Genomic DNA, 14,187 nt, shown 5'->3' on the forward strand with positions numbered 1-14,187 from the left:
CCGTTGGTGGCCCGCCTGCCTCCCCCTGTACCGCGTCGCGGGTCACGCCCGCCAGTGGACGGCGGCTGGCCGCGACGATCGGCCGCCGCAACCCCGGCTCAGCACACGTTTCGGCACCGCCGTGGCGTCATGTGCGGGGCCCGCGCCCAGCTGCAAAAATGGCCAAAGTCGAGACACAATCGTTGTCGTTGTCGTTGTCGTGTTCGTGATCGGAGAAGCGATGTACTTTGGGGTGGGAAAGAATCCGGGGAGTACGGTAGACTCGACAACGACAACGACAACGACAACGACAACGACAACGAAAATGTCACTATAGGCAGTCCCTAATGGAAGTGTTTAACTTATTAGTGAACCGTTCCTTAGCGGTTGGTCGCCACCGGCGGGTTTGGCGTTACCGAGACCTTGGGGACAGTCATCCGGCGGATGCGGCAGCAACCTGGGGGTATCGCGAGAGGACGAAATGAAACACGAACCACGGATTGAAGAGCTGCTTCACGGGGACGAACGGACCCATGAGACGGCGGTCAGGCTGCTCGTCGAGGCGTTCGATAATCCCGCCCGTTACGATGAGCAGCGCATTCGGGCGGAACTGGCGCCGACGCCCAATCTGTTCTATCGCAAGTTCTTCGTCGCCTATCGTGGCGATGAGGTGGTCGGCGTAGGGGGTGTCAAAAGCGCGGATTGGGCCTCGAATACCCATATTCTTTACCTGTCCGCGGTTGCGCCGGCGGCGCGTGGGAAGGGTGTCGCCAAGGCCTTGGTCCAGGCCCGCATCGACTGGGTGCGGGAGGGTTTCGCCGCCGGGTGCATACTCGTTTCCACCACGCACAAGAAGCGCTTTGCCGGGTACGGATTCAGACCCTTGCGGGAAGACGAGGCGGAGGGTCGCACGCTGATGGTGCTTGAATTCCCGGAGCCTTAGCCGGGTGACACCAGGTGTCGACGGCCAGGGCGAGTCAACGGATCACCAGTTTGGCCCCGGACCGATCGTTCGCCTTGAGCGGGAAGGCGAACTCTCGGGCGCGAGCGGGCATCCAGGTGTCGCACCCGGTCGCGATGATCCCGCGAAGTAACGACCAATCCGAAGATCACCTTAATATACTGGTTGTATTAAGGTTCTGTGACGTGCTATACCTTACCTCAGTGGTCGGATATGTCGGCCGAAAAAGTACCTGTCCCTGGGGGCGTGCGGCAATGTCGGCCGGATACTGTCTGGGCGCTTTATCCGCCGGGAGGCGTGTCATGGTCCTTCGAGTGCTGCCAATCCCGCCCGGGAGCCACACGGCAGGCGTCCGGGGAACGGCCGGCAGCGTGCAACGGGTCGAGGAATCTGCGCCCGGGGGGCGGGGGATGGCAACGAAACCGATGAGGGGCAGTCGATGATTTATCTATCCGTTGGGGCACTGATCCGTGGTCAAGAGATGGTAAGCCTGAATCCCGATGCGACGGTGCAGGAGGCAGCCACGCTGATGGCCGCCCGGCGCGTGGGGGCCATCCCCGTGCTAGGGTTCGGCGGACGCCTCGCCGGGATCTTCACCGAGCGCGATCTGCTCAATCGCGTCGTCGCCCAGGACCTGCGCCCCACGTCGGTGCGCCTCGCTCAGGTCATGACCCCGGATCCGATAACGATCGGTGTAGGGGCATCTCTGGTCGAGAGTCTCGCGATCATGCTCGAACACCGATTTCGGCACCTGCCGCTACTTGAAGGGGAACAGGTGGTGGGGATCCTATCCTGCCGAGATATCCCAGCCGATTATTGGATGATGTGGCAGAACTGGGAGACGGCACAGCGGGAACTCGTATCCGCAGCCGCCTGAGCCCTTCTTTGCGACCACGCCCAGCGGACGGACATCGAGCCGTGGGCGCGGCCGCACGGGTGACGGCAATAGCGCCTGTTTCCTTGCTGTGGAATTCAGCGAAGACCTGGAATTTGAATCCATTGACGGGTTCCCGATTAGCGGCTTGCTCCTGACGCACTGCTCCAGACCGCCAACGCGCGCAGTCGTGCTGGGGCATGGCTCAGGCAGGCTCGTTGATCCGCCGCCGGACCTGCCCCATGATGACGGTACCGCTCGGGTGCCCCACTTGCGAAGGTCAAGACGCAGCCCGCCCATTTCCGAGGACCCCAACTGGCTTGTGCTCCATGGCAAGCGATGTCACGTCATCGCAACCTTGGCGGGCTAGAATCCCTTACGTTACCGTACGGCCTGTTTGGCAGTGCAGAATGAGCCACAAACACCACCGTTGGTCCATCGAGCGACTCGGCCGTGCCATGGGGCTTCTGGCCATCGGCCATGCCGAGGCCAAGGCGCTGGTGATGAAATTCGTCGCATCCAGCGGCTACTGCCTTGCCGTAGGAGCGGCCCCAGGCCGCGATGCACCACCGCGAGTTCCAGTGGCCGGAAAGATGGTTAGTGCCTGTTCAGGCAGAGGCACAATCATGGGTCCGAAATCCATCCTCTGGGTCACCGTCAGCGTCGTCTCGGGCATTTGGTATGCCATGGACCCCGCTGCACACCCGATTGCTGATCCCCGGGTGTCTTCATCACACAGCACGGTGGGGCCGGCGCCATGGCCTTTGCGCCCTTGAGTGTCGGCTGATCCTCGCCGATCAAACGTCACTGTACCCAATGTACCAAGGCGAGCGTTTCAAGGGCTTGACCTGCGACGCCTGGCGATCGCAGTGATGATCAAGGCCGCGGTTTGCTTGCGGGACCCGCTCGGCGGTCTGGTCGTCGTGCCGACCGCGGGCCGCCGCGATAGAGACCAAGGGCGGCGGCAACCAAACGGGCATCCGCCTGCGCTAGGTGCTGAGAAGCACTTCCGCAACCGGACGGCGTAGCGATCGCGGCATTGGTTCGGCATAGCCGAAGCGCAGCAGCAATTGGGGCAGCGCATGGCCAAGTCCGATGGCCGTCTGGAACTGACCGCGAATATCAGGTACTTCGATCGGCTGATTGAGGAAGGCCGACCTGATGTTCAGCGAGGTCATGGTAAGTGCCATACGCTCATAGACCTGCCCAACGCGCACCCACGCCGTCTTACCTTCCAATTCCGAGGTCACCACGACGGCCCCGGGTGAACTGCGCACCTTTTTGGCATCGGCATCGGCTTGCCGCTGCGGCTTGGTCCAAGCCACCACCAGACGCCCGAGCCAGCGCGGTACTTGCGGCCTGCCCGCACAGGCTGAATACAGACCATCGCGGGACGCCAAGGCTTCCGTCTGGTTAAAGCGCAGCCAGGAAATCAACTCGGCCATAAAGGCGCGATCGGCAAACTGGCGCAGGTTCCCGTGGCTGACATACTCCAGCACCGTATTCATTTCGATGGGATTGGTGACCAGGCGTAACGCGATCCCGGGCTCCAGCGGTACGGCCTGCACCTGGTCAAGGTCAGCGCCCTTGACGGGCAGGCCGTCATATTCCGAGCGCGTGTTCTGGCGCGTTGGGATGGCCTCGAACAACGGGCTGCCCTGCGGGGTGTCCGCTGTCAAACGGACCTGGATCAGGGCCGCCGTATCAGGATAAGTCACTTGCGGCGCATACCCGGCGGCGCGGGCGGCCATCAGCAGATTCTCCAGCGCACAGCCCAGGCTGATCCAGAGTTCCCGGTTATCCTGGTCGACGGCCGGGAGACTCCGGGCCAGGTCCGGGTGGATTTCGATTGCGTCTTCGGTGATCGCGAATCGCCATGGCTGGGTGTTGTGTCCACTCGCTGCCAGTGAGGCATAACGGACCAGTTCGCGCATTGGCCCTGACATGGGTTGAACCTGTTCAAGTCGCATGATTCTTACGGGCGTCCCTGATCGGTGCCCGCATCCGGTTCGGCCAGCAGCATGTGGGCCAGGTGCAACTTCCGCAGCATGGATCGTTTGTTGGCGTGATGCGCCTGCACCCGCCGCAGGAAGTCGTCCAGGACCCGCACCGCGGCTACGACATTTAAGCCCATGTTGAGCATGACACACTCGGCGCGCGATGGCGAGGTTTGGGCCAGGGCTTCCAAGAGCTGAGTGGCCCAAATCACCGCGACATGCGCGGCCTCGCAGATCCAGTGGATCTCCTCCTGAATTTCCGCAATGGCACGGCGCTCGAAGCCGCACTCGATGGCGAAGTCCCCGTGGGCGAGGTGGGCGGCTGCGCCGATGCCTCCGCGGTCAGCCAGACCCGTGCAGGGGCGGTGACCCGCCCACAGACATCGCGTCCTTTCGTGGTTGTCAGCCCTCCGCCGGGCCGGCCCGCACGCCGGCCGCCTGGGAATCGACGGGAACGATGTGCGCACCCATGCAGTTCTATTTCACCCACACCTCGACCCGCCGGTTCTTTTCTCTTCCCTCGGGCGTGTCGTTCGACGCGACCGGGGCCTTGTCGCACAGACCCGCGACCTGCTCCACAGTTAAGCCTTCCATAACAAGTTCCGCTTTCACTCTTTCGGCACGGTCCCGGGAGAGGGTGCAATTTGCCCTGCGGCTACCCTTTGAATCGGCAAAGCCCAGGAGGATCAGGGAGCGACCCTGAAAGTCTCCCCGCTGCATGATGCCGCTCACGCGGCCGATGTCGCGATTGGCCCGGCTATCCAGCTCGGAGGTGCCCGTGCGAAAACGGAATCGGGTTGGCAGTTCCGCCGTTGCGTTCGATGAAGCCGATGCCCAGCGGACCGCTGCCGACCGACTCGGAGAGCTTTTTGCTGTCCTCGAAACGCTCGGCATTGGCGGCGAGGGACTTATCCTGCTTCATCAGCGCTGCCTCGTTGAAAAAATCCCAGGTGCCGGACTTGTTGTCGCGGGCATTGACGGCGATAGTCCCGGCTTGGCCACCGACTGCAGACCAGTTGGTGATGGTGCCGCTGAAGATATCGGCGAGTTGAACCAGGGTCAGGCTTTTGACCGGGTTGGATGGATGAACGATAACGGCAATGCCGTCGAGCGCCAGGACATGCTCGCTGGCATTGGACTTTGGAAAGCCGTTGCGTTCGCCGACGATGAAGCTTTCCTCTGCCTTGGCATCTTCCACGCGATGGACGTTGCTGTAGCCTTCCTGCTTCAGGAATGCCTCGGCGAGGGCCGGCAGCAGTTTGCCGCCGATGGTGTTGGAGCCGTGGAAGCGCAGCAGGGTTTCTGCGACCGCTGGGGGTTTCGGTGACGCCTTGCAGGTTCCCGTGACTGGGTCCCACATCTCGGGCAGAGTACAGGGCTCTGGAGACGGCGGGGTCCGGCAGATGTTGGTCGTCGCGTCGAGCACTCCCGGTGGTGGGCATGGCACGGGCGTCGGCGCTTCACATGCCTTACTGACCGCGTTCCGTACCAAGGGCTTCTCACACTCGGTAGGCTGGTTCAGATACCAAGCGCCGAGCCCGGTCGTCAGCAGGGCCAAGATGGCGCCGAGCACCCACCACGACTTGCCGCCGCCGCCAGCCTGACCAATCCCTTGGAACTCACCGCGGCCGTCGGCCTCGGCGCCTTCCTGGCCCTGGTCATGGTCCTGGCCAAGGGGGTCGAGATCTGGCTTGGCCAGGTCGGCGTCCTGGCCCTGGCAGCCGCCTCGGGCATTGCCGACGTCGATGCCATCACCCTGTCCCTGGCCGGAATGACCCGGACCGGGTTGGACCTGCAAACCGTCGTCACCGGCATCGTCATTGCGGCGGCGACCAACTCACTGGTCAAAGGCGGCATGGCGACCACCATCAGCGGCGGGCGACTCGGGGCGAGCGTCGCCCTGCCGCTGGCCGTGGCCGCCGTCGTCGGACCAGTGGCGGTCTGGATCACGTTGTGGTGACTGCCCCCGCGTCGCCGATTACTCTCGGTATTGTCTGTGCCGCCCCGGCTCGACTGGAGAAACGTTAGACCGCCGGGGCGAGACGGGACCATACTTTGCGGCCTGATGCGCGCCCCTTGAGCCAGTCCGTCAATGCCCTTCGCCCACGAATACGCGTTCGATCCCAGCTGCGGCTATAGCCTGGATGACCTGCTCGCCGTGGAGCCACCGCCCGAGTCCGCCGATTTCGCCGCCTTCTGGCGGGGTCGCTACCACCGCAGCCTCGGGGTGGCGCCCAACCCCCGGCTTCGGTCCTCCGGCGAGGCCCATCCGCGTTTCTGCGTCCATGACCTGGAGTACGACTCCACCGACGGCTTCCCCATTCGCGGTTGGCTCCTGACGCCGCGCCATGGCCCGCCGCGGCGCGGATTCGTGCTCGGCCATGGCTACGGCGGGATCGAGGCTCCGCCCCTTGACCTGCCCCGCGAGGACGCTGCCTATCTGGTGCCTTGCTTCCGGGGCCTGAGCCGCAGCCGCCGCCCGCCGATCTCCGAGGACCCCAACTGACATGTGCTCCACAACATCGACCAGCGCAGTCGCTACATCCTGGGCGGCTGCGTCGAGGATGTCTGGACCGGAGTCTCGGCCCTGCTTGGGCTGGTCCCCGAACTGACGGGGCACCTCGGTTATCTGGGCATCAGCCTGGGCGGGGGCATCGGGGCCATGGCCCTGGCCTGGGACGAGCGGATCGCTTGGGGCCATCTCAATGTGCCGAGCTTCGGTGACCAACCCCGGCGGCTCGTCCTGCCCAGTACGGGCAGCGCCGCTGCGGTCCAGCGCTACGCCCGCACCGCGGGTCAGGTCCTGGAAACGCTGGCATATTACGATTCCGCCGTTGCCGCCAGGCATATCCGCCAACCCATGCATGTAGCCGCCGCCCGTTTCGACCCGGCGCTTTGAGGCCCGCAGGATGACCAAGGGCCCGCGGGGCCGAACCGCGGGTCACGTCATCGTAACCTTGGCGGGCTAGAATCCCCTTGTCGCCGCTCGGCGCAGCCGCCCGACATAGCCGCCGGCACCTCCGCAAGGTCCTGTAACCCAGAATGAACCGCGAATACCACCGTTGGTACAGCGAGCGGCTCGGCCGCACCATGGAACTGCTGGTCTTCGGCCATGCCGGGGCCAAGGTACTGGTATTCCCAACCCGCGACGGGCGCTTCCATGAGAAGGTCGCGGCCTTCTCCGGGCGCTATGACCTGACCCTGAATGTAGACGATTTCCGCGACCTGTTCAGCGGCCATCGGGACGCCTTGGTCTATTACCATACCCCGGTCCAGTATCTCGCCAACCTCCACTGTCCGGAGCGTCTTGCGGCGCTGCGGCGGATGGACATCGTGCTGGTCGTCGGCAATGAGGACCCCTTTCTCGAAAATAATCGCTACCTCAGCCGGCTGCTCTGGGAGAAGGGCATTCGGCATAGCCTGCACGAATGGGACGGACGCGCGCATCGCGGCTCATCCTGGCGGCGGATGGCGCCGTTGTATGTGTAGGATCGCGGGGCAACTACGCCCCTGTGCTCGTGCCGGGGCGCCGCCCCGGCAGGCCGTCTTGGCGGCCCTGCCGTCCACGGTGGCGCAAAGGTGCCGCTTGACCTGGCGGCGGAGCCACCAAGCCCCGTGGACCTGGATCACCGTCACTGAATCCCCGCCGCCTGCTTGAAGTGGCCTTCCAGCTTGAGCCCATAGTCGATGGCGCGATTCAGTTCCACGGTGTATTTCTCCACCGCCCCGGCGGCGGTAGCCAGGGCCGCCTGGTGGGCGGTGGCGTCCACTGATCCGGCGGCCTGTTGGGTATAGGACTGGACCTGGCCGCCGGTGTCCATTTGGAAGGGACCGGTGAGTTGGCGCGGGTCGATCTGCTTCAATACTGCATAGTGGCGGTTGAGTTCGGCGATCTTGGAAATCAACGCCTGCTTCACCTGGAGATAGCGCGACAGGTACTCGGTGAAGGTGGCATAGGCGTTGAGATTGCCGATATGGGCCGGGTCGGTCAGGTACTCCGGGGTCCATTGGATGGACAGCACGTTGTAATAGTTCTGGAAGTCGAACAGGTTCACGTCCTTATCGGAGCGCGCCAAGGCCAGATAGGCCTGGTCCAAGGCCTCCTTCACCCAGCGCTCGCGATCCTCCCATTGCTTCTGGTTGCCTGCCATATCGGCCGGGTTGAACTCGCTCCCGCCGAAGGAGAAGCTGCCCAACTGCTTGAGGTAATCGCCGAAGCTGGCCGCCTGGGCCACCGTGGTCGCCATCAGCGTGCCCAGCAAAAGCGCGGGTAGCCGCGTGCCCGGCGGCGGCCGTTGTGTCCTCATGTTGTTGGTCCTCGATGATTCAGAGATTGGGTCCGACCGGGTCGCCAAGCCCCTGGTAGGTGCGGATCAGGGCCATGATGACGTCGCCGCTCTGGGCCGGGATGAGGATCTGGGAGGCCTTGATCAGGTCCGGCACCAGTCCGTTCTCGGTCACGAAATCGCCCAGCACGTCGTTCATCTCCTGGTTGGAGATTTGGGTACTGACTGGGCGGAAGCCCTCCTTTTGCAGGGCCAGGAGTTGGATATCGCGCGTCAGCAGGAAGTCCTTGAAGCGCCGCGCGGCCTCGACCTGGGCCTGGGAATTGCCGTGACGCAAGGTGTAATAGGGGTGGTCCGAGATCAGATTGTACTTGGGATAGCGAATCACCGGCTTGGCCCCGCCCGGGTCATTGGCCTTGCGGATGAAGGCGAGCTTCACGCCCAGGTTCTCGTAGACATAGACGCTGGACAGCGGCTGACCCCCATAGCCCGCCTGCATCAGCGGCTCGGCGAGCTTGCCGGTGCTGTCCTTGGTCTGGTCCGACATGTATTTCATGAAGGCCAGATAGGCCTGGAAGTCGGGGTTCTTGAGATCTTCCAGACGGACCCTGTAGCGCGTCCGGTCCTTGGCGAAGAACTCGTAGGCCATGGTGATCAGGGCGACGGCGCCGCTGTTGGAGTCTTGCGGGCGGGTGAAGCCGAATTGGAAGTTGCGCCCGTTCGGGTCGATTTTCTCGCCGCCTAACTCGCGGGAGAAGACCTCGGTTATGGTATCGAAGCTCATCGACTTTTGGACCTTCTGGTCGATCGCCTGCTGCACCGGCTCCCAGGTGATGAAGATCATGGGGCTGCGCGCCACCGACTCATCGGTCTCGAACAGCTTGCCGCCGGTGAAGGCGTCCTCCACGACGGTGCGGAAGATGCTGGAGGCGGGGGCCCAGACCTGATACTCGTTGCGCCCGCCGTGCATGGTCTTGTCGTCGGCGAGCAGGGCCGCGGACTCGGTGGAGCCGATCTTGTCGATGGTGAGCCGGATGGGCTTGCCGTCGATGCTGTTGCGCGCCGGGTCGGCCATGAAGCGCCGGGCGGCCTCCTCGAACCAGTCCTTCTTCTCGGAGCCGGCAGCGATCTTGACCTCGATCACCTGCCGGTCCTCCGCTACCGGATAGACCACCTGCTGCTGCCCGGTCTTGGCCGCGGTGACCTCCACCGGTTTGACTGTGACCGCCTGGGTCTTGACGGTCGCTCCGATCGATTCCTGACCGTCGCGCGGCAGGACGACCGGGGCCGGGCTCTCCGGGGTGCTCGGCAATTGTTGGGCCGGCGCCTCCTTCACGGCGGTGCCCGATGGGGTCCCGGCTTGACCGGGGGTCGCGCCGGGTTTGGCCTGGACCTTGGACAGGTCGACGTTGAGGCTACCGAAATCGAACAGCTTCTCGGCCGCCGGGAGCGCGGGCGCGGCGAGTGCGATACCGAGCACCAGCAAGGTGCTGGCTACCGTGCGGCCGAGTATTGCGAATGGGGACCGGGATCGGCGTTCAGTTGGCGCGGAATTCGCGGAACCTGACATCGGGGTTATCCTCGGGTGTGCAGTGATTACAGGAGCTCGCTGAAGCGCTTGAAGATCTCGCGGATCTCCGCGGAGTCCCCGCGGCGCGTCTCGCCGCCGGCCGCGGCACTGATGGCCTTGAGCGGCGCGTCGTCCGCCAGGCTGCCGAAGGCGACGCCGAAGACCGGGATCTTGCAGGCCTGATCGCCCAAGTAACCGCCGCCGCCGTCGGATTGGCCGAAGCCGATCTGTCGGATCAGGTCGGCTTCCGAAACCTTGGAGGCATTGTCGATTCCATCGGTCAGGACCACCAGGACGCGGATCGACCGGTCCGTCGGATCCGCCTTGATTGCTTGGCAGAGGTCGGTCCAGGCGGTGGCGATGGCCGAGCGCATGGCGGTCCCGCCCGCCGGGTGAATCTTGGCGAGCGCCTCCGCCAGGCGCGCCTTACCGGCCGCATCCATGGCGATCGGCTGGCCCTTGGGCGTCAGCTCGGAATACTGGACCTGATAGTCATAGAGCAGCAGGGAGAGGCGGTCCTTGTCCTGGAGGGTCCCGGCGAGCAGATTCGCACTCTCCACCGCCATCTCGATGCGCGAGCGCTCCACCCCGCGCTCGTTGTCGCGCAACTTGGTGTCCATGCTGCCGGAGCGGTCGATCACCAGTACCACCTGGGATTTGTTCTTGATTGCGCGGAAGGCATCGCGGGCGGCCTTGACGACGTTGCCGCCCGGGGTGGCGAGGAAGTTGTGCACCGTCTCGAACGGCTGCACCCCATGGTCCGGCTTCCAAACCATGGCATAGATCTTCGGGTCCATGTCGAGGGCGACGCTTGGACGGAACCCGTATTGCAATGCCTTGGCCTGGGTCTGCGGGGACATCAGGAAGGCGAAGTAGCGCTTGGCCCCATCCTCCTCGTCCGCGTCCACCCAGTCGCGCTTGACGATGGCGAAGGGGTGATTGGTGGCGAAGGTACCCTCCTTGGGATAGACCGCCATCAGCGTGGGGAACTTGAGTCCCTGGTCGCGGATGTATTGGTTGGCCTGGATCACGTCGCTCTCATAGAGCACCACCGCGTCCGCGTATTGCGGGCCGCCGGCCCGCATCTTCTCGGCATAGAAGCCGGTGGAGCGGCCATAATGGATGACGCTCTCATGGACCTTGGCGACGAATTCGCGGACCTTCGGGTCCTCGACCTTGGCGAGCGACAGGCGCGGCATCGGCCGGCCGGCCTGCGCCTCCGCACCCGCATAGAACTGGGCGACCAGGGCCGACAGCCCGCTGTTGGAACTCTCCGGGCTGGTCTGACCGTAGCGGAAGCCGCCCGCGGACGAGCGCTTGAAGACCTCCGCCCAACCCACCTGAGCGGCCGGGCCGAGCATGGCGAGCGCCGGCTCCCACATGGCGATCACCACCGGGGAGGAGACCAGAAAGCCCTCGACCCTCAGCAGGTCCTTGCCCTGCGCCTGGGACGACTCGTAATTGATCAGGTTGACATAGAGATCCGAGGCCGGGCTGGTGGCGTGGACCTCGTTGGGGCCGGCCTGACCGTCCTTGATCTCGTTGACCGCGTCGCCCGACCCCTTGGGGATGGCGTGGACGCAGATGGTCTTGCCCGAGGCGGTCTTCTCGCCCTGCCGGTTGAAGGCGTCGGTGACCTCGTGGATCCAGGGTGCCTTCTCGGAGCCGTAGGTGAAGCGAACGACGACTTGGTTCGCCGTCGGGATACACAGGTTCTCCACCTCCGCCGCGGACGCGGCACCGGGGGCGAGACCAAGGAGCGAGACCGCCAGGGCGGCGGCTGGGAATCGCGACAGGTCCGTGGACATGAGACCTCCGAAGCCGATGGATGGGGGACCGCACGGGTTCCGCGCAACTTTGCACAAGTGTGACAGGAAAATGTGACAGCATTGTAACGGCGGCGCCGTCCAGCGTTCTTGCGGTAACGTCCTCGCAACCTTGCCGTACTAGGATACCGCCGTTGCGGCACGGTCACTTCGTCGGCCGCTCCGCCCTTGAGAGCCTCACCTCGATGTACCCAGGCGAGCGTTTCAACAGCATCACCCACCTGGTCGGCGCCGTGCTGGCCCTGATCGGGGTCACCGTGATGGTGACCCTGGCCGGTGTCGCGGGCGGGACCCTGCGGATCCTCAGCTTCACCGTCTATGGGGTGACGCTGTTCCTGCTCTACCTGTCATCGACCCTCTACCACAGCCTGCGCGGGCGCGCCAAGGCGCTCTTCCTGATCCTCGACCACCACGCGATCTATCTGTTGATCGCCGGCACCTATACCCCCTTCACCCTGATCGCCCTCAAGGGAAAGACCGGCCTGTGGCTCTTCGGCGCCGTCTGGGGACTGGCCCTCGTCGGTATCATCACCGACACCCTGCGCGGCGGGGGCGGAGGCCTGCTGTCGGTCTGCATCTATCTGCTGATGGGCTGGTTGATCCTGTTCGCCCTGGACGACCTGATCGCCGCCCTGCCCCCGGCCGGTTTCGCGTGGCTGGTCGCGGGCGGGCTTTTCTACACCGTGGGGGTGACCTTCTACGTCCTCGACAACCGCTGGCCCTGGTGCCATGGGATCTGGCACCTGTTCGTGCTGGCGGGGAGCGTCAGCCACTACTTTGCGATCTTGCTGTATCTCTAGGCTTCAGCCTTGGTCCGGTATATCCAAGGCTGAAGCCTTGGACTCCGGCGCGGGCCGGCCGGAAGGATGATCAAGGTGCCGACGGGCGACACAACCCGTCCCGCTCGATTCACTTGGAAGCGGTCCGCACCGACGTGCGCACTGGCCGAAACAGGCTCCGGAAGGCGCGTTGGTTGGCCCCGTCCTGGAATTCGGCGAACACGGGGTCGAACGCCTCCCGCGCCTGCTGTTGGCGCTCCAGCAGGTTGCCGATCAGGGCGCCCATGGCCAGCAGGGTGGCGGGCGACGCCGCGCCCGCGTCACTCATGCGCTGGGCCAGGTCACGGAGATGGGCGGCCTGGACCGCCAGGTCCTGGTAACCGCCCAGGTTGTCGAGCAGGCCCTTCATCAGCGCGATCAGGGCGCGGGATTGCTCCTTGGGATAGAGACTCTGGAAGAACTCGATGAGGTAGCGCAGTTTCTTGCAACTCTTGCGCAATTCGTGCAGGTCTTGCGGCGGTGATTCGGGCCGGATCGCGCGGCCCTCCCGGCGTACCCGCCGGACCAGTGCCCAGATCCGCCGATCGGCCACTTCCTTGATCGGGCGCGCGCCGTTCGGGGTGGCCGGTGCCGCCGCGGGCGCCTCCAGAAAGGCCCGCCAGTCGGTCTGTAAGCGGGTGAAGCGGTCCGAGCCGAGCGCCTCGACGAGGCGGTCCTGCTCGCCCACATAGCTGGACTGGAGAAACGCCCGCAGCGGTTCCAGGTCGGCGCCTAACGGGGCGGGGAGGGCCTGCTGATAGCTGTCGAAGGCGAGCAGGTAGACGTCGAGATCGCGGACGGGTCCGGTCACCTGCTGGAGCCAGGCGAACTCCTCCTTGAAGTGCGTCACCTGGTCCTCGGGAAAGACCCCGCGGACCTGGCCGAGCGCCGAACGGGTGCGCCGGGTCGCTACCCGCAGGTCGTGCAGGAACTCCGAATCCAGGTTGGCCCGGGTCCCGTCCAGGTTGGCCTCCAGGGTGGTCAGCAGTGCGAGCAGGATCTCCCCGGTGGCGAGGTCGGCACGGGCCTGCGGCTCGAGGCTGTACGCGGGCTTGGAACTGTAGTCCGCGGGTTGCCGCCCAGCGGCGGCCAGGGCCTCCAGCAAGAGGGGCGAAGCGGCTGGTTCAAGTTCTGAAAGACCCGCCAGTGCGTCCCGCAAGGCCTCGGCCTCGCGCGCATGACCGCGCACCGGCAGGATGCGCAGCCGCGGTCGCAGGTCGCCGGTGGCGCCGCTGCGCGGGTCCCGGAAGCGGGATTCCTCAAGCCCCAGGCGTGCGACCGTCTGGTCGCGCGGGTTGCACAGGTTCAGGTGCCGCACGCGCGTGTGGATGCCCATGACGGGCACCAGGCGGCGAACCCCCGCGATTTCGAGCAACCGGGCCTGGACCGGTCCGGGGGGCAGGTCACCGGGGAAACCCGGCTCCTCGGGTGCGACCTGCACCAGTGTCTCGTCGGCGCGCCCCAGGCCGCTCCAGATGAGCACCGGCGGCGGCGCCGCGCTGCGCCACTCCAGGGTGGCGCCGGCCAGGTAGACCGACCAGTCGAAGGTGTCGAGGTAGCCGCGGTTCAGGGTCTCGGCGGAACCCTCCGTCAGCCGCCAGCGTCCTTGTACCAGGGGCGCGATGGCCGCGATCCCCGCCGGGTTTGAGATCCAATAAACGGTTTCGATGTCGATCACCTTGGTTGTACGGTCGGCGGCGATGCCGCCAGAGTGGATCAGTGTCCCTCGAGTGGGCCTTGGTCAGCGCCCCGGCCCAGCGGGCATCGGTCCGCACAGCGGACCCTACGGGCTACAGCGACCAGACGTTCTCACGGACCGGGCGTCGTTGTCGTTGTCGTAATCGTGGTCGGATTATTCGATTACGACAACGACAGC

At 65.0% G+C, this 14,187-nt stretch carries 15 protein-coding genes; 7 read left to right on the forward strand and 8 right to left on the reverse strand.

The genetic code is table 11. The annotated features are described in order from the left end of the window. The first annotated feature begins 460 nt into the window (after nt 1-460). Nucleotides 461-922 (forward strand): GNAT family N-acetyltransferase, encoded by a 462-nt coding sequence (locus QZY48_RS32770; RefSeq protein WP_295438697.1) that lies wholly within the window; start codon nt 461-463, stop codon nt 920-922. 457 nt (nt 923-1,379) lie between these two features. Further along, entirely contained in the window at nt 1,380-1,817 is a 438-nt protein-coding gene (locus QZY48_RS32775) for a cyclic nucleotide-binding/CBS domain-containing protein (protein WP_295438698.1), read from the forward strand. A 986-nt stretch (nt 1,818-2,803) separates the two neighbouring features. Here QZY48_RS32775 and QZY48_RS32780 read toward each other — a convergent pair. The 4 genes from QZY48_RS32780 to QZY48_RS32795 all read right to left on the reverse strand — a co-directional run bounded on the left by QZY48_RS32780 (nt 2,804) and on the right by QZY48_RS32795 (nt 5,171). Next, nucleotides 2,804-3,748: a Tat pathway signal protein gene (locus tag QZY48_RS32780; protein ID WP_295438700.1), complete on the reverse strand. Its 945-nt coding sequence runs from the start codon at nt 3,746-3,748 to the stop codon at nt 2,804-2,806. A gap of 41 nt (nt 3,749-3,789) precedes the next feature. Continuing rightward, a complete protein-coding gene (locus QZY48_RS32785) occupies nt 3,790-4,023 on the reverse strand; it encodes a hypothetical protein (protein WP_295438702.1) in 234 nt (77 codons plus the stop codon). A gap of 265 nt (nt 4,024-4,288) precedes the next feature. After that, nucleotides 4,289-4,543 (reverse strand): OmpA family protein, encoded by a 255-nt coding sequence (locus QZY48_RS32790; RefSeq protein ID WP_295438704.1) that lies wholly within the window; start codon nt 4,541-4,543, stop codon nt 4,289-4,291. Nucleotides 4,544-4,568: 25 nt separating this feature from the next. Beyond that, nucleotides 4,569-5,171, reverse strand: a complete 603-nt coding sequence (locus tag QZY48_RS32795; RefSeq protein ID WP_295438706.1) for a substrate-binding domain-containing protein — start codon at nt 5,169-5,171, stop codon at nt 4,569-4,571. Nucleotides 5,172-5,333: 162 nt separating this feature from the next. On the opposite strand from QZY48_RS32795, the gene QZY48_RS32800 reads away from it, so the two are divergent. From QZY48_RS32800 to QZY48_RS32815, 4 genes are all read left to right on the forward strand, one after another. Then, on the forward strand, nt 5,334-5,771 hold the full coding sequence (locus QZY48_RS32800; RefSeq protein WP_295438719.1) for a DUF4010 domain-containing protein: 438 nt from the start codon (nt 5,334-5,336) through the stop codon (nt 5,769-5,771). 132 nt (nt 5,772-5,903) lie between these two features. Then, a complete protein-coding gene (locus tag QZY48_RS32805; RefSeq protein WP_295438708.1) occupies nt 5,904-6,317 on the forward strand; it encodes an acetylxylan esterase in 414 nt (137 codons plus the stop codon). A 3-nt stretch (nt 6,318-6,320) separates the two neighbouring features. Beyond that, on the forward strand, nt 6,321-6,710 hold the full coding sequence (locus QZY48_RS32810) for an acetylxylan esterase (RefSeq protein WP_295438709.1): 390 nt from the start codon (nt 6,321-6,323) through the stop codon (nt 6,708-6,710). A 143-nt stretch (nt 6,711-6,853) separates the two neighbouring features. Next, nucleotides 6,854-7,300: a hypothetical protein gene (locus tag QZY48_RS32815; protein ID WP_295438711.1), complete on the forward strand. Its 447-nt coding sequence runs from the start codon at nt 6,854-6,856 to the stop codon at nt 7,298-7,300. Between the two features lie 143 nt (nt 7,301-7,443). On the opposite strand, the gene QZY48_RS32820 is transcribed toward QZY48_RS32815, so the two are convergent. From QZY48_RS32820 to QZY48_RS32830, 3 genes are all read right to left on the reverse strand, one after another. Continuing rightward, nucleotides 7,444-8,118 (reverse strand): hypothetical protein, encoded by a 675-nt coding sequence (locus QZY48_RS32820; RefSeq protein ID WP_295438713.1) that lies wholly within the window; start codon nt 8,116-8,118, stop codon nt 7,444-7,446. 19 nt (nt 8,119-8,137) lie between these two features. Beyond that, nucleotides 8,138-9,577 carry a substrate-binding domain-containing protein gene (locus tag QZY48_RS32825; RefSeq protein ID WP_295438721.1) on the reverse strand — a complete coding sequence of 480 codons (1,440 nt, stop codon included), beginning with the start codon at nt 9,575-9,577 and terminating at the stop codon, nt 8,138-8,140. A gap of 116 nt (nt 9,578-9,693) precedes the next feature. Further along, nucleotides 9,694-11,475: a VWA domain-containing protein gene (locus QZY48_RS32830; protein ID WP_295438715.1), complete on the reverse strand. Its 1,782-nt coding sequence runs from the start codon at nt 11,473-11,475 to the stop codon at nt 9,694-9,696. A gap of 203 nt (nt 11,476-11,678) precedes the next feature. Between QZY48_RS32830 and QZY48_RS32835 the strand changes: the two genes are divergently transcribed. Continuing rightward, nucleotides 11,679-12,293 (forward strand): hemolysin III family protein, encoded by a 615-nt coding sequence (locus QZY48_RS32835; protein WP_295438723.1) that lies wholly within the window; start codon nt 11,679-11,681, stop codon nt 12,291-12,293. Nucleotides 12,294-12,402: 109 nt separating this feature from the next. On the opposite strand, the gene QZY48_RS32840 is transcribed toward QZY48_RS32835, so the two are convergent. Continuing rightward, nucleotides 12,403-13,989 carry a CHAD domain-containing protein gene (locus QZY48_RS32840; RefSeq protein WP_295438717.1) on the reverse strand — a complete coding sequence of 529 codons (1,587 nt, stop codon included), beginning with the start codon at nt 13,987-13,989 and terminating at the stop codon, nt 12,403-12,405. Between the last annotated feature and the right edge of the window lie 198 nt (nt 13,990-14,187).

Origin of the sequence: uncultured Thiodictyon sp. (assembly GCF_903828115.1) — a bacterium.
Taxonomy (GTDB): domain Bacteria; phylum Pseudomonadota; class Gammaproteobacteria; order Chromatiales; family Chromatiaceae; genus Thiodictyon.